We start from the raw sequence: 1772 nt of genomic DNA on the forward strand, positions 1-1772 counted from the left end.
TTAACAACTAAATTTTCAATAGACATAAAAATCCTCCCTTCGCTAAATTAAGCCAAATAACTAGCGTTAATAGAAATTTAGCTCAACATATAGTATGTGAAGTTCTGCCTTTGGACAAGGCGAGTAGCTGATTTATTCAGTCCAATTTTAATTTTGACTTTTGATATTAATTCTAGTGAATAAAGTTTTAGAAGTAAAAAACGGTGAATTTATAAGATGTAATAGCTAATGATTAAACACAAAAATCAATTTAAATGTTTATAATAACAATTTATTTAATCGCTGAGCCACAGCGTAGCTGCTTGTCCTTGACCTTGGGACCATTTCTTAGTTTTTTTAGGTGGTCAAACAATTGGAAGCGAGTAGTGATAGTATATGAGTGGGAGGACATAATTTCCAAAAATAAAAATTGAAGCATTATAATAGAAGCACAACTACTAGATCAAATACGCTATGATTGACTATGGTGATAACCGCAATAGAATGAATGCAGCTTTGTGAGCTGATGAATTATTGCTGAGATCGCGGTTATGCAAAAACTTATATAATTCCAGTTGTGACAAAACAAGATCACTTTGGTAAGTTTCTAGTAAGCTGTTCATTGGGAAGACCCATTTTCTGTGAATGTGGTGGAGTAGCTTTGTTCTATAAAAAGGGTCTTCCTTTTTATGTGATCTTTATTTAAAGCAGTATATTTATACAAAAAATTGTACATTCTCAGGCTTTGTATTTATGAATGATTATACAGTATGCCATTTTATTACGAGCTTTTTAGTAGATTAATAAATATTGAAAGTAATTATTTTCTAAAAACAATTACTTTATTTTTAGGCAATGCTAAATAAAATTGTTTTGGTCCCGACCAAACTAGATGCACTATTTATAAAGTAGTAATTTGATTCAGAGTCTAGGACAAGGGGGCCAGTCCAAGTTATTGTATCAAATTGGGTGCTATATACTCCTGTTGGTGGAACATCTGAAATAGCTGAAGTAACAGTTACACTTCCGCGAATCCAACAATTTAAGATATTTGAGTAGCCAGTAACATTAATTTCTCCATCAATGCGTGTATCTACCATACGATTTATTCTTAATCCAGATTTAATCATGTTGTTTAATCTGCTATTAAATATATAGGTGTTAAGAATCCCAAAATGCGGATCTACTGGATCAGCTATTATGCTACCTTCAACTCTTGCGTTAAGAAGTTGAAATTCTATCGTAGTAAATGGATCTATAGGATCAGTATTTTGAAAAAAAATATCTCCACTTATAATAGCTCCGTTGGTATAGTTGGTGTGGGTGCTTACCGATGTTCCGTTATTTAAAGTTCCCACAACTGTAACAGGTCGAGCAACAAATTCTGGTCCTTGTGTTAAATAGACATTTTCTGCTGATGAATTAGATTGTATTGTTATATTTCTTGGAGTTGAAGATCCGAAATTTGTTAAATCGGCGTTTCCTAAAACCCATGGACCTAACCCAAGTAGCTGTACATGTCTGGCGGGTGGAATGACAATATCTTCATCAAAAACTGAATTACTTGCAATTAAGATCGTTAATCTTGCTCTCATACCAAAAGTGATAGCTAATGCATTGCTGGTTGCAGCATTTATAGCAGCTTGTAAAGAATTGTAAGGATCAGATGGAGTTCCGGTTCCAGGGCCTGGAGCGGCTGAGTCAGCCCAAATGACTGTTTCATCTCCCCATACAAATATACCAGGTCCGGTAGGTCCAATAACGCCCGTCGGTCCAGTGGCTCCCGTCGGTCC

At 34.9% G+C, this 1772-nt stretch carries 1 pseudogene; it reads right to left on the minus strand.

What is annotated here, in order from left to right:
• Nucleotides 1–827: 827 nt before the first annotated feature.
• Nucleotides 828–1772, minus strand: a pseudogene (locus tag B494_RS21040) (hypothetical protein); the annotation flags it as partial.

The sequence above is a fragment of the Amphibacillus jilinensis Y1 genome, from assembly GCF_000306965.1.
Taxonomy (GTDB): domain Bacteria; phylum Bacillota; class Bacilli; order Bacillales; family Amphibacillaceae; genus Amphibacillus_C; species Amphibacillus_C jilinensis.